We start from the raw sequence: 23,735 nt of genomic DNA on the forward strand, positions 1-23,735 counted from the left end.
ATGGCGCATCGTCTGCAGCCGGGCGAGCAGGTCCGGGTGCGCACCCGGACGCATGCACGCGGGCTGTTGAAGCCGGCCATCTGGTTAATCGTGCTCTGTTTGGCCGCGGGCATCTGGCAGGGGTACCTCTCCCGTCCTGACCTGCCGTTTTGGGTGAGTGATTACCGCGGTGCCTGGCAGATCACCGGTTATGTTGTGCTGGGGCTGCTGCTGTTCTTCGGTGCCGTGCGCCCGCTGTGGCGTTGGCTGACCCGGGTCACTTACCTGACCACGCTACGAGTGTCGCAGCGTATCGGATGGCTGAGGGTACAACGTCGCTGGCTGACCCTGGAAGCGATCGAGCGCGTGCAGATGCGCCAGAGCCGGCGCCAACGGTGGGCTCGCCGTGGGGACCTGCAACTGTGGTCCTATTCCGGCCACGTGTGGACGCTGCGCAACCTCCCCGAAATTCAACGATTCACCCAGCTGGTCGAAGCTGAGCTCTACTCCGTGCGGGCCCGCTACGGATATGGTTACCCGGGAGTCGCGCCGAACGGCCCCGCTTCGTATCAAAATTTCCACGACCACAGCTCTGATCCGGGGGTGAGACGATGACCGAGTCACACGACGACGCAGACGACGTAGCCGTGCCGCGCGACCCGCATCCGACGGCTCCGCTGCCCGTGGTGCCGACCACCCCACCCGGGGCGAGCTCACCCGACGTCGATCCTCAGCCCGCCGACATTCGCAAGGTCGCTGAAGAACTGGCTCAGGCCGAGGACCCGGCCACCTGGACTCAGGCCATCCGAGTGCTGGACGAGGAGCTCATCGGCGGCCCGCGCCTGCTGACCCGCCGCGACCTGGCCAACCGGCTTGGCGTCTCCCTGGTCTCGGCCCGCAAACTCTGGCGCGCACTGGGCTTCCCGAACGTCGGCGAGCACGAGCGCGTGTTCACCGATCAGGACGTTGACGCCATGTCCGGCGTGATCGACCTGGTGCGCCGCGACGTCCTCAATGAGGAAACTGCCATTTCGGTGGCCCGCTCCATCGGACAGATGACCGACCGCATGGTGGTCTGGCAGATCGAGGCGCTGGTCGAAGACAAGATCAGCTCCCAGCGTTTCAGCGACCCGGAGGCCCGCCGGGAGGTAGTGAAGCTGATTCCCCAGGTCATGGAGACCATGGAGGAAGTGCTCACCTACTCTTACCGGCGCCAGCTCAATGCCGCACTGCAGCGACTGACGGTGCGTGTCCAGGCTGGCCTGGATGCCTCCGAAGCCGGGCGCGACGGTACCGAAGACGACGCCCCGCTGCCCCTGGCCCGCGCCGTCGGATTCGCCGATATGGTCTCCTACACCTCCCTGTCGCGCCAGATGTCCGAGCGCACCCTGGCCCAGATGGTGCAGCGTTTCGAGTCCAAGTGCGCCGAGATCATCTCGGTCGGCGGCGGCCGCCTGGTGAAGACCGTGGGCGACGAAGTGCTCTTCAACGCGGAGACCCCCGAAGCCGGCGCCGAAATCTCCCTGGCCCTGGCCAAGTCCATGTCCGAAGACCCAGTGCTGCCGTCCGCTCGAGTGTCGCTGGTCTGGGGGCGAGTACTCTCCCGGCTCGGCGATATTTACGGACCCACCGTGAACCTTGCCGCACGGCTGACCTCCATCGCCGACCCCGGCACCGTTCTAGTAGACCAGCTGACCGCAAACACCCTGAGCCAAGACGAGCGCTATCTGCTCATCCCGCAGCCCCCGCGCAGCGTGCGCGGATTCGGAGAGATCCGTCCCTCCATGCTGCTGCGTGGCTCCGGTGAAGGGTTGCAGGTCGACTGATGACCTCGCAGAATTATCGGTATCGCGCCGGTGCTGCCACCGATGTGGGCCTGCGTCGCGAGCTCAACGAAGACTCCCTGCTCGTCATGGACGACCTCTTCGCTGTGGCCGACGGCATGGGCGGACACGACGCCGGGGAAGTAGCCTCCAGCAGCTGCGTGCAGGCGCTGCGCGAAATGCGCCAAGACATGATCGCGGCCGACCCACCCCAGCACATGGACCTGGAGGCGCTGCGCTCGATGATCGGATCTGCCAACACCTCGGTGCTGGTAGCCGGACAAGGTCGAGCCGGGACCACCCTGACCATGCTGGCGGGCATCCGGCACGACGACCCCGCCGGAGAGCACGCGCTCGCCGTCGCCAATATCGGTGACTCCCGCGCCTACTGGTACCAGGCTGCCGCGGATCAGATGGTGCAGATCACCGAGGATCACTCTGCGGTGCAGGAACTCGTCAACCGCGGCATCATCACCGCCGAAGAAGCCCGGACCCACCCCGATCGCAACGTGATCACCCGGGCCGTGGGCACCAGCCCCCACATCGCCGCCGACGTGGCCGTGCTACGTCCCGAACCCGGTGATCGGTTCCTGCTGTGCTCGGATGGGCTGACCAACGAAGTCTCCGACGACGACCTCGCCTGGGCCATATCCTCCAGTGACGACCTCGACGCGATCGCTCACGACCTGGTGGATCAGGCCAACGAGGCCGGCGGCCGCGATAACATCACCGTGATCATCGTCGAGATTCTCAGCTGAAGAAGCTGAGCAGGATCCCGCCCACCGCCACGATTCCGGCGACCACCACAAACACGTTCGACGCCGCACCGCGGAAACGCTCCAGCGCGGGCACCTTGTGAATGGCGTACATCGGCATCAGATACAGCACCGCTGCAATGACCGGCCCGGCGAGTGATTCGATGAGCGAGAGGATGCTGGGATTCAGCACCCCGGCCAGCCAGGTCGTGACGATCAAGAACACGCTCACCCCGATGCGCACGCCGCGTTCCGTGAACCTGCCGCCGCGATCCACCATGGTGGTCACGACGCCCGCAGCGCCTTCGGCCGCACCTAGCCAGTGACCGAAGAACGAGGAAGCGATAGCAGTGATGGCCACCGCAGGACCCAACCACGCGATCAGCGGGATGCCCATCTCATTGGCCAGATGAGAGAGCACCGGGATGTTGGCGTCTTTCGCCGCCTGCAAGCCATCTGGACCCAGCGCCAGCACGCACCACCACACGAACCCCATGGTGAACAGCACCAGCATCACCGCGGTCACCCTCAGAATGGAGGATGCTTTGTCAGCGGCGGCGTGACCGTAGCGGGACCGCAGTGCCACCGAGAATTGCGAGATGGCCGGGGAATGGTTGAACGAGAAGATCAGGACCGGAAGCATCAGCCATAGCGCCATGGAGAAATCTCCGATCGCCGGGAACGCCCCGAACCCATCGAAGCTCCAGGAGGGGATCAACAGCAGGGTGACGGCGAAGAGCACCACGATCAGCGGGTAGACGATCCACTGGGTGACCACCAGCATCACCCGCTGCCCGGCCAGCATGACGACGGACATGGCCAGCACCAGCACGGCCGCCAACAGCCAGCGTGGCCACGGCTCCATCCCCAGCTGATTCACCATCAGCGAGTCCACCGTGTTGGTGATCCCGACCCCGTAGATCAACACAATCGGGTAGATGGCCAAAAAGTACAACACGGTGACCAGACGTCCGGCATTCTCGCCGAAATAATCGCGGACCACCCCGGTAATGTCCTGATCCGGATTCGGCGAGGCCACCACCATCCGTGACAGCCCGCGGTGGGAGAAATACGTCATCGGACCGATCAGCAGGGTCGCCACCAACAGCGGCCAGAACCCTCCCAGCCCAGCGTTCATCGGGAGGAACAGGATGCCGGCCCCCACCGCCGTGCCAAACAAGCTGATGGTCCAGCCGCTGTCGAAACGGTTCCAGCGCGCCGCTGCGGTAGCGGTCTCCTGCGCAGTCTGTGCGGGTTGGTCCGGGGAGGACATGGTGGACTCCTGGCGGTGGTGGTGCGAGGTCGTGGTTCAGTAGACCACGATCGACGAGGATGACGCGACTTTGCCGCGGATCACTGTCGAGACATCCGCGCTAAGCTGGGACGGGTGAGCACCGAGAACACGAACGAGTCGATCTCCACACCCCGCGAGCAGGACATTCCCGACCAGCAGTTGCGCGAAAATTACGAGCAGCTGATGGAAGAGGTCCGCCACCATCGCACCGCGTACTACCAGAATGACGCCCCGGAGATTTCCGACGCCGAATTCGACAACCTCTTCCGCCGTCTTGAAGACCTCGAGGCGCTGCACCCGGAGATCGTCTCCAACGATTCGCCCACCCAAGAAGTCGGCGGCGATGTGTCGTCCGCGTTCGCCCCCGTGGAGCACTTGGCTCGGATGTACTCGCTGGAGGACGTCTTCTCCCTGGACGAGCTGCGCACCTGGTTCCATCGTGCCGCTGGTTCCCTGCAGCAGATCCGCCCTGGCGTGAAGCCCAGTTGGTTGGCCGAAGTCAAAATCGACGGGCTCGCGATCAATCTCCTCTACCGCGACGGTGAACTCGTGCGCGCCGCCACCCGTGGAGACGGCGTCACCGGTGAAGACGTCACCCACAACGTGCTCACCATCGAAGACATCCCCACCACCCTCACCGGGGATGACATCCCCGCCGAGGTGGAAGTGCGCGGCGAGATTTTCATGCGCACCCAGGACTTCCGCGACTTCAACGCCCAGCGCGCCGAAGCCGGGTTGCCGCCCTTCGCCAATCCGCGCAATGCTGCGGCTGGCTCCCTGCGACAGAAGGACCCGGAGCAAACCGCTCAGCGACCGCTCACCATGTTCGTCCACGGCATTGGCGCTCAGCAGGGGCTGAGTGTCGGCTCTCAACACGAGGCGTACGAACAGCTGGCCGCCTGGGGGCTGCCCACCAGCCCCTACAGCGTGTTGGTGCCCGGCGACACCGACATCGAGCCGGAATCCTCAGCGCCACTGGCCAAGCTCTTGGACTTCATTGCCGAGCGCGGAGAGCAGCGCCACGACCTGATCCACGAGATCGACGGCATCGTCATCAAGGTCGACGATTTCGGCCTCCAGGCCCAGCTCGGTCACACCTCCCGCACCCCGCGCTGGGCGGTCGCCTACAAGTACCCGCCGGAAGAAGTGCACACCCGGCTGCTCGACATCAAGGTCAACGTCGGACGGACCGGGCGAGTGACGCCTTACGCCGTGATGGAACCCGTGCTGGTGGCCGGGTCCACGGTCTCGATGGCCACTCTGCACAACCAGGACGTGGTGCGGGCTAAGAACGTCAAGATCGGCGACACCGTTGTGCTGCGCAAAGCCGGAGACGTCATCCCCGAAATCGTGGGACCGGTGCTGCCCCTGCGCGAACAGCATGAACGCGACGGCGAGCTGCGCGACTTCGTGATGCCCACCCACTGTCCGTCATGTGGTGAACCGTTGGCGCCAGCCAAAGAAGGCGACGTCGACCTTCGCTGCCTCAACGCCCACCGCTGCCCGGCGCAGCTCACCGGGCGCATCGAGCACGCAGGATCCCGCGGCGCCTTCGACATCGAGGCGCTGGGGGAGGAAGCCGCTACCTGGCTCACTAACGGCCCGGGGGAGGACCCGGCCGAGAATCATGGACACGTCCAGCCCGCTGGTGAGGGCGTCATCACCGCCGATGCGCAGCTCTTCGACCTGGCCGCTGACGGCGACGAGGAGCTCAAGCAGCGCCTCGCGGAAGTGCGCGTCTGGCGGGAGAAGCGCAGCAAAGGCCAGGGCACCGGAAAATGGGAGCTGGTGCCGTACTTCTACACCAAGGCCACCGCTAAGACCCCTTCAAAGCCCACCGCCAATACGGTGAAGCTCTTCGACGAGTTGGAGAAGGCCAAGTCCCAACCGCTGTGGCGCGTGCTGGTGGCACTGTCCATTCGCCACGTGGGCCCCACCGCCGCCCGCGCGCTCGCCGGTGCCTTCGGCTCCCTGCCGCAGCTGCAAGCCACCGCCCTGGATGAGGAGAACGGCCGCCAGCGACTGTCCGACGTCGACGGCGTGGGACCGACGATCGCCGACGCCGTGTCCGAATGGTTCCGTGACGAGGTCAATCGCACCACCGTTGAGCGCTGGGCCGCGGCCGGGGTCCGGATGGAAGACGAGATGGATGAATCCGTCGCAAAGACGCTCGAGGGACTGACCGTCGTGGTCACGGGGTCGCTGCAGAACTACACCCGCGACTCGGCGAAGGAAGCGATCATCTCCCGCGGCGGTAAAGCCTCGGGGTCGGTGTCGAAGAAGACCGACTTCGTGGTCGCTGGCGAGAACGCCGGTTCCAAACTCGACAAAGCAGAATCGCTGGGACTCACCGTGCTCGACGAAGACGGTTTCACCGCGTTGCTGAAGAACGGTCCTAGTGGAGTGGACGAAGGGTCGGTATAGACGGTTGTGAGCGAAGCAACCTGTCAGGATTTCTTACAAGTTCAGTTTCTCAACGACTGCAACGCTTTGAAGCGCACTCGCGAGTTGTCGCAAGAACTGCGACAACTGCGTTGCTTACTGCCCGGGCTCTAAATCCAGATCGGTTGATTTCCCGTCTTCTTTGTCCGACAGACGTTGTGCGATCCGGTCTGAGATGCCTCGATTCAAGCGACCTTTTGCCGCCTTCGCACTCCCGACGGTTCTGACTCCGAAGCGACGAACGGCATCAACGCCCTCGCTACCTGTTTCGAAGGTCTTGTCACGTGCCTCGGCGACGGCTGCCACCCATCGCTTCGCCGCGATGTCGTCGCGGGATGAATCGATTCCGATGCGTTCGTTAAAGATGATGATGTCAGTTGCGACCTCGTTGCTGGAACGAACGGCGCCACCGGCTTTGAACGGACGCAATAAGGTCTTGTCGTTCGCTGACTTCGCAACCGCGTCGATTCGGGCGAGCAACTTGCCGGTGGTGCCAGCGATCTGTGTGCGACGTCGATCCCGTGCGGCTTTGAGTCCCTTGCGGTAGCTTTCAAGCTCTGCCGGTTCAGCATCCATGACTCGGTCTAGTTCCAAGATGGCTAGGGCACCGTAGAGCTGAAAGCAACGAGCAAGAATGGCCAGCCATTCTTCAACGGAACCGGTCGCTGTACTTGCGACATCCGCTAATTCACCGACGCGGTGTTGTTTCTTTTCTAGCTTCTCGGCTAAAGCATCGAGTTGGCGCAACGCATATCCCTGGACCGATGCAACCGTCTCTGAAGCACCTTGGACCTTGGACCACATGACATCCGACACACGATTCGTGTGTTCGCGCTGCGTCATGACACTGTCCACGGTCGAGCCGACACCGATCAGTTGAGAAATCTGGGCGTCCTTCTGAGCCCGCAGAATATCGTCAACCTTCTCGTCGATGGTCTGTAGATAGTCGGTGATCTCGTCCATCGTTTGTTGCATGGCACACTGCGCCATGATTCCTGCGGCCCCAGAAAGAATCGCCGGGTTGGTGAGGATAGATCCTGCGGAACTGGGATTCACGTATTCGAGAATATTCGTGATCTTGCCCTTGTCTCCGGTCACGATGGCTCGACTGAGTCCGTCTGAGGAGCCTTTCATCGCAGTGCCGAGTTTCAGACTCTGTGAGGAATCTTTGGTGAGCTTGATCCACCGGCCAGAATTCGCAGCAGCCTCAGAACCAGCTTGTGCCACGCCGGAACCTGTCTTCAGGTAGGCGTTCGACGACGGGGGAAGTTTGATTTCCTTCGACTCCACGCCAGCCGCTTTGAGGAACAGGTCAATCTCGTGAGCATCTCCGAAAACGGCGACACCGTCGCCGTCGCTTATGAACTCCATCTCGCCGTCCATGCTAAGCCTCCCCAGAGCGTTTGATGACGTCAGAATACCTTCAGTCTAGGCATTCGCTGGTACACCAGCTATCTGCGCTCAACGGTCACTCCGAACTGGATGCCTTGAGATCAGTAGACTGAGCCACGAAGTGGATGGCTACATTGCACATCCTGCCCGTTTTCGCCCTGTTCTGGAGGAACTCAGCCATGACTTCGTCTTCCGACGCCCCAACTGCCAACACACCGGCACTGTCCACGCTGCTGACGGTGGCGCGGGCCGCGGCGCGCGCAGGGGCCGACGTGCTTGCGTCCCGACCGCGTACGGTGCTGCCCCTGCAGAAATCTGACCTGGGCGCGGAGACCAAGTCGTCGGGCTCGGACTGGGTGACGGATTTTGACCGCCAGGCCGAAGAGAGCGTGCGTAGGGTTATTACCGGATACCGGCCGAACGACGAAATCTACGGCGAGGAATACGGCTCGACGCGTCCGGAGAATCCGACCGGTTATCGATGGTCGATCGACCCCCTGGACGGGACCACGAACTTCATTCGGGGAGTCCCGCACTATTGCACGTCCGTGGCCGTTGCTGGACCGGACGGGGACTGGCTGGCCGGCGCCGTCGTCGCACCAGCCCTGGGACGGATCTGGTACGCCTCCCGCGGAAACGGAGCCTACAGTGTGGCCGAGGTCCCCGGAGCCGACGAGATGGTGGGCATTGCCAGCCACCCGGCAAAGCCGCAGCTTTTGAGCGGGCCGATTCTGGGACGGTCCGGTCGACTGCTGGCCAGCGGATTCGGCTACGACGCGGAACGGCGCCGCTTCCAGATCGGGGTCCTCTCGGAGTTGCTGGCAGAATTCGGAGACTTGCGCCGGATCGGCTCGGCGGCGCTGGATCTGTGCATGGTGGCCGACGGCACCTTGGACGCTTATGCCGAGTACGGGACGCAGGAGTATGACTGGGCGGCCGGGGCACTCATTGCTGAAGAAGCCGGTGTGCCCGTACGCCGCCCTCAGTGGCCGGAATCGAGCGAGACTCCCGATTGGATGATCGCCGGGGACATTGGTCGTCCGTTGTCCGAGATGCCGCACGCACTCGGTCATCCGCACGTCTGAGAGACCACGCATCCGGATTTCGGGTACTCTGGAAGGGGTTGTCGAACGTCACATTCGACAACCGCGCCGCTGACGGATGGTGGGAGAGCTCCGCACCACACCAGGGGCGGGCACCGAAGGAGCAACCCCTCCCCGGGAAACTCTCAGGTCTCCGTACCGCCATCACGAGGCACCTCTGAAAAGCAGTTGCGTTCGGAAACGGACACGACTCACCGACGGTGCAAGCCGGTCCTGCGTAAACACGCGATCCGGTCAAACTCTCAGGTTATTCAACAGGGTGGGGAGGATCAGTGACTCGCTGAGACGGCGTGGCCTCGCCGTCGTACGCACCGTTGCAACCGATCCGACAGATCCCTGGAGAGTTTCGATCATGACTCAGACCGTGCCTTCGGCCCCGTTCACCGACCGCCATATCGGTCCCACTCCCGATGACGCGACCGTGATGTTGCAGACCCTTGGCTACGACAGCCTCGAGGCGCTCATCGACACCGCCATTCCGAAGTCCATCCGCCAGAGCACACCCCTGGACCTGCCTGCTGCGAATGAGACCGAGGTGCTCGGCGAGCTGCGCCGGATGGCCTCCCGCAACATCCAGCGCACCCAGATGATCGGGCAGGGCTTCTACGACACCGTCACGCCCGCCGTGATCCGTCGCAATGTGGTGGAAAACCCGGCGTGGTACACGGCGTACACTCCGTACCAGCCCGAAATCTCCCAGGGGCGCCTCGAAGCCCTGCTGAACTTCCAGACCATGGTGATGGACCTGACCGCCCTGCCCATCGCCAACGCCTCCCTGCTCGATGAAGCCTCCGCCGCTGCCGAAGCCGTGCTGATGATGCGCCGCGCCAACAAGCGCAAGGCCGATGGGCTGATCCTGGTGGACGCCAACACGTTCCCACAGAACCTCGCCGTCATCGAGACCCGCTCCCGGGCGGTGGAAGCCCAGACCCGCGTGGTCGATCTGTCTGTCGGGCTCAGCGACGAGCTGCTGACCGAGATCAACGAGGTGGGACTGTGCGGCATCGTCGTCCAGCAGCCCGCCAATGACGGCTCCCTGGTGGACCACACCGCACTCTTCGCCCAGGTGAAGGAACTCGGCGGCATGATCACCGTGATCGCCGACCTGCTGGCCCTGACCCTGATTCAGGCACCGGGGGAGCAGGGCGCCGATATTGCGGTGGGCTCCACCCAGCGCTTCGGTGTGCCGCTGTTCTATGGTGGCCCGCACGCCGCCTACATGGCTGTGTCCAAGGGCCTGGAGCGCTCCATGCCCGGTCGCCTGGTGGGTGTCTCCACCGATGACGTGGGCCGTCCGGCTTATCGCCTGGCTCTGCAGACACGCGAGCAGCACATCCGCCGCGAGAAGGCCACCTCCAACATCTGCACCGCCCAGGCACTGCTGGCCATCTGCGCTGGACTCTACGCCGTGTACCACGGCCCCTCCGGCCTGAAACGGATCGCACAGCACGCCCACCGGCAGGTCAGCCGGCTGGCCGCCACGCTGACCACGGGCGGATACACGCTGGCCTCGCAGAGCTTCTTTGACACGATCGTCGTCGAGCTGAAGGATGAGACCTCCGCGCAGCAGGTCTTCGACGACGCCGAAGCCGCCGGCATCAACGTGCGCCGCTTCGCCGCCGACCGCATCGGCATCTCCGCGGACGAAACCACCACCGAGGCGCACCTGTCCACGCTGGCCGACGTCTTCGGTGTGGAGCTGACGGCAGGGGAGTTCGACGGCGAGTCTTCCGCGATTCCGGAGGCGCTGCGTCGCACCTCGGACTATCTCACCCACCCGATCTTCCACTCCATCACCTCCGAGACCCAGATGATGCGCTACCTGCGCACCCTCTCGGACCGTGACCTCGCCCTGGACCGCACCATGATCCCGCTGGGCTCGTGCACCATGAAGCTGAACTCCGCCGTGGAGATGGAATCCATCACCTGGCCCGAGTTCGCGTCTATCCACCCCTACGTTCCGGCATCCCAGGCGCAGGGCTGGCGCGAGCTGATCGACGATCTGGAAGCCAAGCTGGTGGCCATCACCGGTTACGCCGGGATCTCGGTGCAGCCCAACGCCGGCTCCCAGGGCGAATACGCCGGTCTGCTGGCGATCCGCCGCTACCACGACGCCAACGGCGACCGCCAGCGCACCATCTGCCTGATCCCGGCTTCGGCCCACGGCACCAATGCTGCCTCGGCTGTGTTGGCCGGGATGTCCGTCGTCGTCGTCAAAACCGCCGAAGACGGCACCATCGACGCTGAGGATCTCGACGCGAAGATCGACAAGCACGGTGCGGAGTTGGCCGCGATCATGATCACCTACCCCTCTACGCACGGCGTGTACGAGGGTGATGTGCGCCAGGTGTGCGACAAGATCCATGCCGCCGGCGGCCAGGTGTACATCGACGGTGCGAACCTCAACGCCCTGGTCGGGCTGGCCCAGCCCGGTGAGTTCGGTGGTGATGTGTCCCACCTGAACCTGCACAAGACCTTCTGCATCCCGCACGGCGGCGGTGGCCCGGGCGTGGGTCCGATCGGCGTAGGCGAGCACCTGTTGCCGTACCTGCCCGGTGACGCCACCGGTCAGGACGACGCCGCCACCCGCCTGGGTGCCCCCGTGACCGCCACCGTGTTTGGTTCGGCGGGCGTGCTGCCGATCTCCTGGGCCTACATTGCGCTCATGGGTGGGGAAGGCCTGACCAAGGCCACCGGCACCGCCATCCTGAATGCCAACTACCTGGCGCGCCGGCTCTCCGAGCACTTCCCGATCCTCTACACCGGTGCGGCCGGGCTGGTCGCCCATGAGTGCATCCTGGACCTGCGGGAGCTCTCCGCGCAGTCCGGCGTCACCGTGGACGACGTCGCCAAGCGCCTCATCGACTTCGGATTCCACGCCCCCACCATGGCGTTCCCGGTGGCCGGCACGTTGATGGTGGAGCCCACCGAGTCTGAGGACCTGGCCGAGATTGAGCGCTTCATCGAGGCCATGGCCGTGATCCGCGACGAGATCCAGCAGGTCATCGACGGCGCCCACGCCATGGAAGAGTCCCCGCTGCGCCGCGCCCCGCACACCGCGGCCGCGGTGATCACCAGCGACTGGGACCGCCCTTACACCCGCGAGCAGGGCGCCTTCCCGGTGGCCAGCCTGCGCCAGGACAAGTACTTCGCCCCGGTCGGACGCGTGAACCAAGCTGCAGGCGACCGCAACCTGGTGTGTGCCTGCCCGCCGCCGGAAGCCTTCGAGACTGTCCCCGCCGAAGACGAGGAGAACTGACCATGACGACCGAACTGCGCCGCACCGCGCTGCACGCCGCCCACGAAGCCGCGGGCGCTCGCTTCACCGACTTCGGTGGCTGGGACATGCCGCTGCGTTACGCCTCCGAGCTTGCCGAGCACGAAGCCGTGCGCACCGCAGCCGGGCTCTTCGACCTCTCCCACATGGGTGAAGTGTGGGTGACCGGACCCGACGCCGCTACCGGGCTGAACTCGGTGCTGGCCGGCAACCTCGCCGTCATCAAGGTCGGCAAGGCCAAGTATTCGCTGATGCTCGACGAGGACGGCGGCATCATCGACGACCTCATCGTCTACCGCCTGGCCGAGGACCGCTACCTGGTGGTTCCTAATGCCGGCAACGCTGAGGCTGTCACCGCCGAGCTGCAGCGCGTACTCGTGGATTCCGGGAACTTCGACGTTACCCTCGACGACGCCACCGCCCGCACCTCGCTGCTGGCGGTGCAGGGCCCGGCCGCCGAGCAGATCGTTGCCCGGTTGCTCACCTCCGAGGCGGACCATCAGGCCCTGGCCGAGCTGCGCTATTACGCCGCCATCGAGCTGGACCTCGCCGTCTCCGTGAATGCGGCCGGCGAACCCTCCGACGTCACCTTCCCCGTGCTGGTGGCCCGCACCGGCTACACCGGTGAGGATGGATTCGAACTCATCCTCGACCCGGCCCACCCGCGGGCTACCGAGGCTGGCGCCGACGCCGAGGCCGTGCCGTCTCAGCTGTGGGATGCGCTGCTCGCCGTCGGTGAAGCCGATCAGCTCATCCCGTGTGGGCTGGCCGCGCGCGACTCGCTGCGCCTGGAAGCCGGCATGCCGCTGTACGGCAACGAGCTCAGCCGCGACCGCACCCCCTTCGACGCCGGACTGGGACCCGTGGTGTCCTTCAAGAAAACCGAGGACTTCCCGGGTCGGTCGGCGCTCGAGCCGCTACGCGAGCAACCCAGCGCGTGGCGTCTCATCGGACTCCAAGGCCTGGAGCGGCGCGCGGCCCGTCCGGGCAGTGCGATCCTGATCAACGGTGAGTCCGCCGGCGAGGTAACCTCCGGGTTGCCCTCGCCCACTCTGGGGTACCCGATCGCCCTCGGTTACGTCTCCACCGAGGCGGCCGCCGGTGTCGAGCCCGACACCGAGCTCACCGTGGACATCCGGGGCAAGGCCCACCCGTTCCGCGTGGTTCAGCTCCCCTTCTACACTCGTTAATCACCAGCATCATTTGTGAGGAGAATCACTATGCCCGTTGTTCCTTCATCCCTGCACTACTCCGCCGAACATGAGTGGGTGGACGCCACCGAAGGCACCGTGAAGGTCGGCGTCACTGCGGTGGCCACCGATCAGCTCGGCGAAATTGTCTACGTCGACCTGCCCGAAGTGGGTGACACCGTGACCGCGGGCGAGACCTGCGGCGAGATCGAGTCCACCAAGTCCGTCTCGGATCTGTATTCCCCGGTCACCGGCACCGTCGCGTCCATCAACGATGACGCCGTCGACAACCCTGCCTCTATCAACGAGGAACCTTACGGCTCCGGTTGGCTATTCACCGTGGAGGTGTCCGAGGTGGGCCCGCTGCTCACCGCAGAGGAGTACGCTTCCGCGAACGACGCCACGGTGGAGTAACCTGGCGGAATGAACCATCAGACCAGTCACCAGCCACTGGATCTGCGCTTCGGCGGCGTCACCGTAAGGGACGCCGCCGAAGGCGATTTTGAGGCCATCGCCGCCCTGACCTACGCCTCCTATGTGGAAGCCGGGCACATCCCCGCCGACGACGACTACGTCGCCCAACTCCTGGACGTTCCCGCCCGAGCCCAGGGTCCGGGGCGCCTCGTCGTGGCCGAGCTTGACGGCGCGGTGGCCGGTTCCACCGTGTTGCTCACCGGGGAGATGGACATGGCCGAAGTCGCACACCCTGGCGAGTTTGAATTCCGGATGCTGGGTGTTGCGCCCGCGTTCCAGCGCCGCGGGGTTGGCCGCGCTCTGGTGGCCACTGCCGAAAACCACGCCCGGGCACTGGGCTGCTCCGCCATCGTCATCACCACCATGGCCTCGATGACCGATGCTCACCAGCTCTACCGCGCCTGTGGATTTGAACGCTGGCCCGACCGTGACTGGTCGCTGGGGGAGCGCGGCTGGCTGGAACCGGGCGAACGCGACGAGACGTTCCTCGCGTTCGTGCATCCGCTCGCGCCGCGCGACTAGACTGGACGCCGATGAGAATTCTCCCTGCCGTTTGACTTGAAGGAGTCGTATGTCTGAGATCACTCGCGAGAACGTGGTGCATTTGGCACAGCTGGCTCGCATCGACATGAGCGAGGCCGAGCTGGATCAGCTCTCCGGCGAGCTCGCCGTCATCCTCGACTCGGTGGCTGCCGTGTCGCAGGTAGCCGGTGACGACGTCGAGCCCACCTCGCACCCGATGCCGCTGACCAATGTATTCCGCGACGACGTTCCGCGGGGGCTGCTCACCCAGGAGCAGGCGCTGGCCATGGCGCCCGACGCCGAAAACGGCCAGTTCAAGGTTCCTGCAATCCTGGATGGAGAGTGATCGAGATGTCAGATCTGATTCGACTCACGGCCCTGCAGATGGCCGAGAAGCTGCGCTCCGGTGAGATCACCTCGGTGCAGCTCACTCAGGCTCACCTCGACCGCATCGCCGAAGTAGACGGCGTGATCGGCGACGACGGCGCCCCCACCGGGGTGCACGCGTTTCTTCACGTCTCCGCGGACGAAGCCCTGGCCACCGCCGCCGAGGTGGATGCGATCCGCACCGCCGGAGGTGCCGAAGCCGAGGCGCTGCACCCGCTGGCCGGTGTGCCCATCGCGGTGAAGGACAACATCGTCACCACCGGGCAGCCCACCACCGCGGCTTCCAAAATGCTCGAGGGCTGGATGAGCCCCTACGACGCCACCGTAGTGGAGAAGATCCGGGCTGCGAAGCTGCCGATTCTGGGCAAGACCAACCTCGATGAGTTCGCCATGGGCGGCTCCACCGAATACTCCGCCTACGGCAACACCCGTAACCCCTGGGACCCCGAGCGGGTGCCCGGCGGCTCCGGTGGTGGCTCGGCTGCCGCCGTCTCTGCCTACATGGCCCCGCTGGCTCTGGGTTCCGACACCGGCGGCTCTATCCGCGAACCCGGCGCCTACACGGGCACCGTGGGCGCGAAGCCCACCTACGGTGCGGTCTCCCGGTACGGGCTGATCGCTATGGCCTCCTCCCTGGACCAGATCGGTCCGGCCGCGCGCACCGTCGCCGATACGGCCGCGCTCCAGGAGCTCATCGGCGGGCATGACCCCAAAGATTCCACCTCGCTGCCACAGGACCTCACCGGGCTGCTGGAGGCTGCTGAGAGCCGTGACCTCACCGGGCTGCGCGTCGGCGTCATCGCCGAACTGCAGGGGGAGGGCTACCAGGAATCCGTGCAGCGGATCTTCAAGGACAACCTCGATACCCTGCGCGCTGCCGGTGCCGAGATCGTCGAGGTCTCCTGCCCGCATTTCCGCTACGCCTTGGGCGCTTACTACCTGATCATGCCCTCGGAAGTCTCCTCCAACCTCGCCAAGTTCGACGGCGTGCGCTACGGCCAGCGCGTCGTTCCTGAGGGCGGGGGCACCATCGAGCAGGTCATGTCCGCCACCCGCGCCGCCGGTTTCGGTGACGAGGTCAAGCGGCGGATCATCCTGGGCACCTACGCCCTCTCCGCAGGCTACTACGACGCCTACTACGGCTCCGCACAGAAGGTCCGCACCCTGGTACAGCAGGACTTTGCAGCCGCCTTCGAGCAGGTCGATGTGCTGGTCTCCCCGGCTTCGCCGCGACTGCCTTTCCGTTTCGGCGAGCAGATTGACGACCCCGTGACCCTGTATCTCAACGACGTCACCACCATCCCCGCCAACCTGGCCGGTGTGCCCGGCATCGCGGTGCCCTCCGGTGTGGTCGACGGACTCCCCGTCGGTGTGCAGTTCATGGCACCCGCCACTGAAGACGCCCGCATGTACCGGGTGGCCGGCGCCCTGGAAGCACTGGTCACCGACCAGTTGGGTTCCCCGATTCACACGCAGGCGCCCGAGGTGCCCGCCGCCGCACTGACCATCGCAGGAGGCCAGCACTGATGACCACCGAGATCATGAGCTACGACGACGCCATGGCGCAATTCGACCCGGTTCTGGGCTTCGAAGTGCACGTCGAGCTGAACACCGCCACCAAGATGTTCTCCTCGGCGCCCAACGCCTTCGGTGATGAGCCGAACACCAACGTCACCGAGGTCGACCTGGGTCTTCCCGGTGTGCTTCCGGTCGTCAACGGCACCGCGGTGGAGTACGCCATCCGCCTCGGCCTGGCTCTGAACTGCCAGATCGCTGAGTCCTGCCGTTTCGCCCGGAAGAACTACTTCTACCCGGACACCCCGAAGAACTTCCAGACCTCCCAGTATGACGAGCCCATCGCCTTCGAGGGCTATCTCGACCTGGAACTGGAAGACGGCGAGGTCTTCCGCGTGGAGATTGAGCGCGCCCACATGGAGGAAGACGCCGGCAAGCTGACCCACCAGGGCGGCACCGGTCGTATCCAGGGCGCCGCCTCCTCGCTGGTGGACTACAACCGGGCCGGGGTCCCGCTGATCGAGATCGTCACTAAGCCGATTGTCGGCGCCGGTGAACGCGCGCCCGAACTGGCGCGCGCCTACGTTACCGCCATCCGCGACATCGTCAAGGCGCTCGACATCTCCGATGCCCGCATGGAGCGCGGCAACGTGCGCTGCGACGCCAACGTCTCACTGATGCCCAAGGGCGCAGAAAAATTCGGTACCCGCACCGAGACGAAAAACGTCAACTCCACCCGCGCGGTGGCTCACGCGGTGACCTTCGAGATCCAGCGCCAGGCCGCCCTGCTGGCCAGCGGTGAATCCATCACACAGGAGACCCGGCACTGGCATGAGGACACCCGCACCACCACCTCGGGTCGTCCGAAGACCGACGCCGACGACTACCGCTACTTCCCGGAGCCAGACCTGGTGCCGCTGCACATCGACCGCGAGTGGGTCGAGCGCGTCCGCGCCGACCTGCCGGAGCTGCCGGCGGTGCGCAACAAGCGGCTCAAAGCCGAGTGGGGTTTCTCCGATGAGGAATTCCGCGATGTCGTCAATGCCGGCGTACTCACCGAGATCGCTGCCACGGTTGACGCCGGCACCACCGCCGGTGCGGCCAGGAAATGGTGGATGGGCGAGATCGCCCGTCTGGCGAACCTGGCCGAGAAGGAGATCGCTGAGCTCGGCGTCACCCCGGGCCATGTTGTCGAGATCGAAGAGCTGATCTCATCCAAGACCATCAACGACAAAATCGCCAAGCAGGTCCTCGGCCACGTGGCCGACGGCGAGGGCACTCCTCAGCAGATCGTGGAAGCCCGTTCCCTGGCGGTCGTGTCCGACGACGGCGCCCTCACCGAGGCGATTGAAGCCGCCATGGCGGATAACCCGGACGTGGTCGAGAAGGTCAAGGCCGGCAAGGTCCAGGCCATCGGCGCTCTCATCGGCCCCGTAATGAAAGCGACCCGCGGCCAGGCCGACGCCGGACGCGTGCGCGAAATTGTGATGGAGAAGCTCGGCGTCTCCTGATCAGCACTCATTGCCGCGAGTACAGCCCGGCGGAGCATCGGCTCCGCCGGGCTTTGCCGTACGTTAGGGCAGATTTCATACCGCGTTGAGATCCGCACGCAGTTTCGTTTAGTCCGGGTTTACCTGGCGGCAAGGTGGCTTCGTGAGGGTGGAGGTGGTGGTGCGTTCACCGAACCATCACTCACACCTGAAACTCACCTTGAAGAGGTCTTACCGATGTCACGACGACTGCTTGCTGTCTCCTCCGCCGCTGCCGCGGCCCTGCTGCTCACCGCCTGTGGAGGCGACGCCTCCTCCTCCGAGGACGCAGAAGGGATGACCGATCAAGCTGGTGCCGACAGCGCCGCCGCCGTCTGCTCCGAGTTCGAACCCCTGCGCTTCTCCGACACCGGCGTCGAGGGTCTGGAAACCCTGGTGCTGGAATTTGAAGACTTCCGCGTGGCTCTGGAGGAGGTCACCGGTCTCGAGGTCGAATTCGAGCCCATGGCGTCCCGTACGGCTGCTGCCACCGCCCTGCAGTATGACGATCTCGACGTGTTGCTCACCGGCCCCGCCGAGTACGTGGTGCTCAAGGAAGAAGCCGACGCTCTGCCGCTGGCCGGGGTGACCCGCGAGAACTACAAGGCCGCTATCTTCAAGCGCGCCGACTCCGACCTGGAATCCGTAGAGGACCTGGAGGGCGGCACCTTGATCACCAAAGAAGTCGGCTCCACCTCCGGCCACCTGGGTCCCCTGGAGATGCTCGTGACCGCCGGACTGGACCCGAACGTCGGTGACGTCGATGTCGTGCCGCTTTCCGACACCCACATCGAAGCTTTCGCTACCGGCGACGGCGACGCACTGGGAACCGGCATCTCCGATCTGGAGACCATCCAGGAGATGATGGGGGAGGACGCCGTCGAGGTGCTCGAAGAGGGCCCGGACCTGCCGAACGACCTGTTCATCGCTCGCACCGGCCTGGGTGAAGACTGTGCAGGGTATCTGCAGGACGCCCTCGTGGAGAACCAGGATGTGCTGCTGGAGGCCATCGTGCAGACTGGTGAGAACGACAAGTACCTCGAGTCCGAGTTCGTGGAGGCTGCCGACTCCGACTACGATCCGACCCGTCGTGCTTTTGAAGCGGCAGGATTCTCCCAGTACGCCGACCTGCCGGACGAGGACGAGCAGTAATGCCTCAGTCTGACGACCTGGGATCCACCGTGGTCCACCTCGCCGGGCTGAGCAAAGAGTTTCCCCACGGAATGCGCGCACTGGACGGCATCGACCTTTCGGTGCGCGCGGGGGAGACCGTCGTGCTGCTCGGTGCCAACGGCTCCGGAAAATCCACCTTGCAGAAATGCCTGACCCGGCTCGTGGCACCTACCGCCGGGACCGCCCGGGTGCTGGGCACCGAGGTGACGACGGCGTCGACGTCGGAGATCACCCGCCTGCGCCGCCGGGTGGGGGTGGTGCACCAGAAGATCAATCTGGTGCGTGAACTCTCCGTTCTGACCAACGTGATTCACGGGTCTTTGGGGCGGGTGCGGGCGCCACGCAACTGGTTCGCCGCTACTGCCCGTGCCGAGGAGCGCGATGAGGCCATGGCCGCCCTGGAACGGGTGGGTCTGGCTGATGTGGCCGGGCGCCGCGCCGAGCAGCTCTCCGGTGGCCAACAGCAGCGCGTAGCGATCGCCCGGATGCTCATGCAGCGTCCTGAACTGGTGCTGGCTGATGAGCCGGTGGCGGCCCTGGATCCCCGCGCCGGACGTGTGGTGATGGATATGCTCTGGCAGATCGTCGCCGAGCACGGCATCACCCTGATTTGTACCCTGCACCAGCTTGAACTGGCTCGCGCTTATGGCGACCGTGTGGTGGCCCTGCGGGATGGTCGCATCGAGTTGGATACGAGAATGAATCTGGTGGCCGACGCCGAGCTGGAGGGGCTTTACACCAGCGACGACGACGCCGACCATGCCCAAGGAGTCCGACCATGACCGTCCAGATCACCCCGAGCGCGACCGAGCGGGCGGGCGCCCGGGCGGATCCTACCGCGGAGATGCCGCCTCGCTGGCGCTGGCCGAAGTGGACATCGCTACTGATCGGATTGCTACTGCTCGGGCTCGCTGTCAACGGAATTCGGAGGATGGATATCTCTGGGTCACGCATAGCTCAGGGGCCGGAGAACATCTGGGGGTTCATCACCGGGGCATTCCCGCCGAATATTGAGCGGTTCCCGAACCTGGCCGAGGCCATGCTGGAGACGCTGGAGATCGCGATCATCGGCACCGGTATCGGCGTGATCCTCAGCATTCCTGCTGCCTTGCTGGCCGCACAGAACACCACCCCATTCCCGGCGTTGGGATTCGCGGTGCGTTTCGTGCTCACTGTACTGCGCTCGGTGCCCGATCTGGTGTGGGCGCTGATCTTCGTGATGGCAGTGGGTCTGGGGCCGCTAGCCGGGATCCTGGCGATCGCCGTGGACGTGCTGGGCTTTGCCGGGCGGTTCTTCGCCGAACGCATCGAAGAGGTAGAGCGTGGCCCGATTGATGCGCTGCGCTCCACCGGTGCCAGCGGCGTCGCCGTCGTGGTGTCGGCTGTGCTGCCAGCGTCGTTTGCCTCATTCACCGCGACGAGCCTGTATTGCGTGGAGAAGTCCATCCGCGGTGCCACCATCCTGGGAATGGTGGGGGCCGGCGGCATCGGTATGGAACTCACGCCGGCATTCAACCTGCGCCAGTTCGACACCGCGTTCACGATCATCATCATGATCCTGGTGGTGGTTTTCCTGGCTGAGCAACTCTCCTCGCTGGTGCGGCGCAAGATGCTGGGAGCAGACCAACTGCGCCGAGCCGTCTAGGGACAGCTCGGCGCAGCGCGTCTGCGGTTACGGTTCACCGAACCGCGTTAGAACCTCAGCAGTGCCCCGACGTTCTCAATGCGGCCGTCAGAGATGATGACGAGGTTGCCGGAACTATTCAGGGTGTCCAGGATCGCCCGGTCGACGTCGCCGTTGCCCTCGGAGGCACCCAACGAGGGGTTGATGAACAGCGTGTCTACCCGGCCCTGTTGGGCGGCTTCCCTGATCTCGTCGGGCTGGGCGATGCCGTTGCCGGTGCCGTGCGCGGCCGCAAACCGGTCGTAGGCAGCGTCGTCGTTCTTCTCGAACCAGGCGCGGGCGATCTTCCAGGCGGCAGCGTGGAGTTCGGCGGGCCCGGTGGCGTCGTGATTGCCGGAGATGAAATCGTCGAGTAGCACCGGGTAGGCACTGAGCCGTTTCATCAACGGATGTGCCTCACTCACCGCGGCCAGCACCATGGGTTGGCTACGGGCCTTGCCGAGGAGTGTGCCCAGGCCGTCGCCGACCGCCTTGACGAATTTTTCCTTGTCGATCTGGTCGATCTCGTCGCCTGAGCCGTGACCGTGGAACATCGCCTTGCCGCCGCCGGTGGAACGATGCTGCAGGTGCTTCTGCCGCTCTTCGGGATCGATGACGTCGTCGATACTACTGGGGACTGTGTCACCAAGGTCGATCGGGTGGATGGTGTCTTCGGTGGCATTGAACAGGCGCACCTTGTTGCGCGACAGCGCCAGCACGTAGAACGCGTGCGATTGTGTGAGCGCCGAGGCGATCGGGCGCAACACGAAGTGGTCGTTGACGGCGACGTGCTCGTCCAGCGGCAGTCCCAGTCGGTAGACGAAGTGCACGCCGTCGGCCGCGAACGCCGCAATGCTTTCGGATTGGCTGCGCAAAAACGCGCCGTCGGTGGCGAGCGCCTCGAGCGGGGCCACAATGCGTTTGGCAGTAGCCTCATCGGTGCCCTGCTCAAGGAACGCTCGCACAGCGGAGGTGGTCAGAGACTTCAGGCGGATGCCCGTGTCCTGGGGTTGGTGGTGTGCCGGGGCGGTGGGAGCGAAGAGCGAGACTACCGGTCCCGTGGCCGCCGCCATGGCTTTCAGATCGTCGTGGGTGATGTGGTCGAATGAGCCAAGAGTCTTCGATGCATCCATAGGTCCACGTTACTGATGATCCTCGACTTTGACGAGACCCTGATCACAGGCAGCCAGTATGGACCCGTTCAGGTCAGCACTACCGTGCGGTTCCCGCTGAGGAACACGCGGCGCTCGCAGTGCCACTTCACCGCGTTGGCCAGTGCCTTGCACTCGGTATCGCGACCGACTGCCACCAGATCCTCGGGCCCGTAGGTGTGATCCACCTGGAGCACCTGCTGGGCGATGATCGGCCCCTCGTCCAGCTCGTCGTTTACGTAGTGGGCGGTCGCGCCCACGGTCTTCACGCCGCGATCATAGGCCTGGTGGTAGGGCTTCGCGCCCTTGAACGAGGGCAGGAACGAGTGGTGGATGTTGATGGCACGGCCGGTCAGGGCGGTGGTCAGCTCATCCGAGAGGATCTGCATGTAGCGGGCGAGAATGACCAGGTCGATATCGAACCGGTCCACCAGCTCCAGCAGTTTCGCCTCGGCGTCGGGTTTGGTTGCGGGGGTCACCGGGACGTGGAAGAAGGGGATGCCGTGCCATTCAACCAGCCCGCGGTGGTCTGGGTGGTTGGAGACGACGGCGCCAATCTCCACCGGCAGTTCGCCCACCCGGGCGCGGTACAGCAGGTCGTTGAGGCAGTGGCCGAACTTCGAGACCATGATGAGCACCCGCTGCGGGGCGCCATGGGCGGTGAGGCTCCATGCGGCGCCGTAGGACTCGGCCAACTGGGCGAGTTCTGCCCGCAAGGGACCGTCGGCGCCGGCCACGGAGGCATCGGCTACCGAGAAATGCAGACGCAGGAAATAGTGGTTCGCCCGCGGGTCGTCGAACTGCTTGAGTTCAATGATGTCGCCGTCATGCTCGACGAGGGCGCCGGTGAGGGAGTGGACGATCCCTGGACGCTGGGGGCACGAGAACGTCAGGACGAACTCATTGCTGGACGTGGACGATGACGCCGGGGATGCGGAGCGAAGCGGGGTTGACATGGTGCGGGCCTCCTGAGAACGCTGTGAATGTATCACTAGACACATTCTGATATATCAGCTCTAATTAATATAGTATGAGCTAGCTCACGCTCGTGGCAAGTGCACTTTCTGACCTGTGGGGCCGATGATGGAGTTGTGTCGTTTGAGGGGTCGTCACGGAGGGGAATCCAATGCTCGATCATCGTCTCGTGGTGCTGCGCACCTTCGCCGTTGCCGGCACGCTCGGCGCCACTGCGGATGCGCTGGGTTATTCGCCCTCGGCGGTGTCCACGCAGCTACGCGAATACCAGCGCTTACTCGGGGTGCGCCTGGTGGAAAAGGACGGGCGCGGGCTGAGGCTCACCCCAGCCGGTGCGGCACTCGTGGAGCGAGCCGATGAGTTGGTGGCGCTCTGGGAAGGGATCCACGCCGAACTACGCGAGCGCAGCGCCGAGGCCGTGCCGACCCTGTTGCGTCTGGGCGGATTCTCAACCGCCACCGGTTCACTGCTGTCACCGACGGCGGCGGATCTGAAGGCGAAGTATTCGACGTTGGACGTCCACATCGTGGAGGCGGATCCGCAACGGTGCCTGGAGCTGCTGGTGGCCGATCGGCTCGACGTCGCCGTCGTGGTGGCCATGCAGGCCACTCCGCAGGTCAATGATCAGCGTCTGGAGCAGATCACCCTGGTCGATGACCCGTTGGATGTGCTGCTGCCGCGCGACCACCGTCTCGCTGGGCGCGACTTCATTGAGCTGAAAGAGCTGGCGGGGGAGTCCTGGATTACGGATCGCCCCGGTACGCCGTACCGGGCGCTGTTCGTCACCGGATTTACCGCCACTGGCGTGATACCGCAGGTGGTGCACCAGGTCTCCGACTGGGGATCTCAGGAGGCGCTCGTCGGCCACGGGCTGGGCGTGGCGTTCATTCCGCGGTTGATGCGGTTGAGCCCGGATTCCGATGCGGTGCGGGTGCGCCTGGCGCCGGAGTCGGCCCCGCATCGACGCATTCTGGCAGTGCTCCGCCGGGGCACCCGCTCTCACGCACTGTTCGTCGAGGCGCTGGAGACACTGCAAGCTAAAGCAGCGTGCTACCAGGATTCGGCTGTCGAATGAGGGGTGCCCCGGCGGG

General features: G+C 64.9%; 20 protein-coding genes and 1 riboswitch. Of the genes, 16 read left to right on the top strand and 4 right to left on the bottom strand.

Annotation, left to right across the window (positions count from 1 at the left end; all coding sequences use genetic code 11):
• From P8192_RS04980 to P8192_RS04990, 3 genes are read left to right on the top strand one after another with little or no spacing between them, the layout of a single operon-like run.
• Window positions 1-594 (top strand): PH domain-containing protein, encoded by a 594-nt coding sequence (locus tag P8192_RS04980; protein ID WP_278158983.1) that lies wholly within the window; start codon window positions 1-3, stop codon window positions 592-594.
• Entirely contained in the window at window positions 591-1,805 is a 1,215-nt protein-coding gene (locus P8192_RS04985) for an adenylate/guanylate cyclase domain-containing protein (RefSeq protein WP_270105839.1), read from the top strand. The genes P8192_RS04980 and P8192_RS04985 overlap by 4 nt, the downstream gene beginning before the upstream one ends.
• Complete coding sequence (locus tag P8192_RS04990; RefSeq protein WP_278158986.1) at window positions 1,805-2,560, top strand: protein phosphatase 2C domain-containing protein; 756 nt, start codon at window positions 1,805-1,807, stop codon at window positions 2,558-2,560. The genes P8192_RS04985 and P8192_RS04990 overlap by 1 nt, the downstream gene beginning before the upstream one ends.
• On the opposite strand, the gene P8192_RS04995 is transcribed toward P8192_RS04990, so the two are convergent.
• Window positions 2,553-3,830 carry an amino acid permease gene (locus tag P8192_RS04995; protein ID WP_278158988.1) on the bottom strand — a complete coding sequence of 426 codons (1,278 nt, stop codon included), beginning with the start codon at window positions 3,828-3,830 and terminating at the stop codon, window positions 2,553-2,555. The two genes, P8192_RS04990 and P8192_RS04995, sit on opposite strands and share 8 nt — an antisense overlap.
• Before the next feature lie 114 nt (window positions 3,831-3,944).
• On the opposite strand from P8192_RS04995, the gene ligA reads away from it, so the two are divergent.
• Window positions 3,945-6,275 (top strand): NAD-dependent DNA ligase LigA, encoded by a 2,331-nt coding sequence (ligA, locus tag P8192_RS05000; RefSeq protein ID WP_278158990.1) that lies wholly within the window; start codon window positions 3,945-3,947, stop codon window positions 6,273-6,275.
• Between the two features lie 114 nt (window positions 6,276-6,389).
• On the opposite strand, the gene P8192_RS05005 is transcribed toward ligA, so the two are convergent.
• Complete coding sequence (locus P8192_RS05005; protein WP_278158992.1) at window positions 6,390-7,676, bottom strand: hypothetical protein; 1,287 nt, start codon at window positions 7,674-7,676, stop codon at window positions 6,390-6,392.
• Window positions 7,677-7,864: 188 nt separating this feature from the next.
• On the opposite strand from P8192_RS05005, the gene P8192_RS05010 reads away from it, so the two are divergent.
• From P8192_RS05010 to phnE, 11 genes are all read left to right on the top strand, one after another.
• Entirely contained in the window at window positions 7,865-8,770 is a 906-nt protein-coding gene (locus P8192_RS05010) for an inositol monophosphatase family protein (protein ID WP_278158994.1), read from the top strand.
• Window positions 8,771-8,840: 70 nt separating this feature from the next.
• Window positions 8,841-8,939, top strand: a riboswitch (glycine riboswitch).
• A 201-nt stretch (window positions 8,940-9,140) separates the two neighbouring features.
• Window positions 9,141-12,047, top strand: coding sequence for an aminomethyl-transferring glycine dehydrogenase (gene gcvP, locus P8192_RS05015; RefSeq protein ID WP_278158996.1), 2,907 nt, complete (start codon window positions 9,141-9,143; stop codon window positions 12,045-12,047).
• 2 nt (window positions 12,048-12,049) lie between these two features.
• Window positions 12,050-13,255: a glycine cleavage system aminomethyltransferase GcvT gene (gcvT, locus tag P8192_RS05020; RefSeq protein WP_278158998.1), complete on the top strand. Its 1,206-nt coding sequence runs from the start codon at window positions 12,050-12,052 to the stop codon at window positions 13,253-13,255.
• A gap of 30 nt (window positions 13,256-13,285) precedes the next feature.
• Window positions 13,286-13,669 (top strand): glycine cleavage system protein GcvH, encoded by a 384-nt coding sequence (gene gcvH / locus P8192_RS05025; protein ID WP_278159000.1) that lies wholly within the window; start codon window positions 13,286-13,288, stop codon window positions 13,667-13,669.
• A gap of 9 nt (window positions 13,670-13,678) precedes the next feature.
• Complete coding sequence (locus tag P8192_RS05030) at window positions 13,679-14,251, top strand: GNAT family N-acetyltransferase (RefSeq protein WP_278159002.1); 573 nt, start codon at window positions 13,679-13,681, stop codon at window positions 14,249-14,251.
• A 49-nt stretch (window positions 14,252-14,300) separates the two neighbouring features.
• Window positions 14,301-14,597: an Asp-tRNA(Asn)/Glu-tRNA(Gln) amidotransferase subunit GatC gene (gatC, locus tag P8192_RS05035; protein ID WP_270105829.1), complete on the top strand. Its 297-nt coding sequence runs from the start codon at window positions 14,301-14,303 to the stop codon at window positions 14,595-14,597.
• A gap of 5 nt (window positions 14,598-14,602) precedes the next feature.
• Window positions 14,603-16,165, top strand: coding sequence for an Asp-tRNA(Asn)/Glu-tRNA(Gln) amidotransferase subunit GatA (gatA, locus tag P8192_RS05040; protein ID WP_278159005.1), 1,563 nt, complete (start codon window positions 14,603-14,605; stop codon window positions 16,163-16,165).
• Entirely contained in the window at window positions 16,165-17,664 is a 1,500-nt protein-coding gene (gene gatB / locus P8192_RS05045; protein WP_278159007.1) for an Asp-tRNA(Asn)/Glu-tRNA(Gln) amidotransferase subunit GatB, read from the top strand. The genes gatA and gatB overlap by 1 nt, the downstream gene beginning before the upstream one ends.
• Before the next feature lie 216 nt (window positions 17,665-17,880).
• The gene (locus P8192_RS05050; RefSeq protein WP_278159009.1) at window positions 17,881-18,834 is read left to right on the top strand and encodes a PhnD/SsuA/transferrin family substrate-binding protein; all 954 of its coding nucleotides are present in this window, start codon (window positions 17,881-17,883) and stop codon (window positions 18,832-18,834) included.
• Window positions 18,834-19,637 carry a phosphonate ABC transporter ATP-binding protein gene (locus P8192_RS05055; RefSeq protein ID WP_278159011.1) on the top strand — a complete coding sequence of 268 codons (804 nt, stop codon included), beginning with the start codon at window positions 18,834-18,836 and terminating at the stop codon, window positions 19,635-19,637. Before P8192_RS05050 ends, P8192_RS05055 begins: the two co-directional genes overlap by 1 nt.
• Window positions 19,634-20,500 carry a phosphonate ABC transporter, permease protein PhnE gene (phnE, locus tag P8192_RS05060; protein WP_278159013.1) on the top strand — a complete coding sequence of 289 codons (867 nt, stop codon included), beginning with the start codon at window positions 19,634-19,636 and terminating at the stop codon, window positions 20,498-20,500. The genes P8192_RS05055 and phnE overlap by 4 nt, the downstream gene beginning before the upstream one ends.
• Window positions 20,501-20,547: 47 nt before the next feature.
• On the opposite strand, the gene P8192_RS05065 is transcribed toward phnE, so the two are convergent.
• Both P8192_RS05065 and purU read right to left on the bottom strand, forming a co-directional pair.
• On the bottom strand, window positions 20,548-21,651 hold the full coding sequence (locus P8192_RS05065) for a hypothetical protein (protein WP_278159015.1): 1,104 nt from the start codon (window positions 21,649-21,651) through the stop codon (window positions 20,548-20,550).
• A gap of 68 nt (window positions 21,652-21,719) precedes the next feature.
• Window positions 21,720-22,625: a formyltetrahydrofolate deformylase gene (gene purU, locus P8192_RS05070; RefSeq protein ID WP_278159017.1), complete on the bottom strand. Its 906-nt coding sequence runs from the start codon at window positions 22,623-22,625 to the stop codon at window positions 21,720-21,722.
• A 170-nt stretch (window positions 22,626-22,795) separates the two neighbouring features.
• On the opposite strand from purU, the gene P8192_RS05075 reads away from it, so the two are divergent.
• Window positions 22,796-23,719 (top strand): LysR family transcriptional regulator, encoded by a 924-nt coding sequence (locus P8192_RS05075; RefSeq protein WP_278159020.1) that lies wholly within the window; start codon window positions 22,796-22,798, stop codon window positions 23,717-23,719.
• Window positions 23,720-23,735: the final 16 nt, after the last annotated feature.

This window comes from Citricoccus muralis, assembly GCF_029637705.1.
Lineage (GTDB): Bacteria > Actinomycetota > Actinomycetes > Actinomycetales > Micrococcaceae > CmP2.